Source organism: Paraburkholderia sp. BR13444 (genome assembly GCF_040948755.1).
Taxonomy (GTDB): domain Bacteria; phylum Pseudomonadota; class Gammaproteobacteria; order Burkholderiales; family Burkholderiaceae; genus Paraburkholderia; species Paraburkholderia youngii.
Genome location: NZ_JBFPKM010000073.1, coordinates 1 through 255 on the forward strand (window position 1 = coordinate 1; position 255 = coordinate 255).

1 pseudogene is annotated in these 255 nt (G+C 72.2%); it reads left to right on the top strand.

What is annotated here, in order from left to right:
• Positions 1-56 precede the first annotated feature (56 nt).
• Positions 57-255, top strand: a pseudogene (locus AB3X95_RS39035) (hypothetical protein); the annotation flags it as partial.

Consider the following 255-nt stretch of genomic DNA (forward strand, 5'->3'; position numbering starts at 1 on the left):
TGTGGGCCGACAACGCGAAGTCCGTTGTCGCAGCCAAACGCCCCCACGTAGCAGCGCTGCTCGCGCTGGCGCTGGCGGTGTCGTCCGCATTGAGCGGCTGTAGCTCGTTGTACTCGGAAGGCGCGGTCGCGGGCGCCGGTATCGCGGGTGCCGCGGTCGCGGGCAAGGTCACCAGCAATGCGGCGGTCGCGACCGGTATCGGTCTTGGCGCGGTCGCCGCCGCGCGCGCCGGCGTGCAGTACTCGGAGCGCGTGG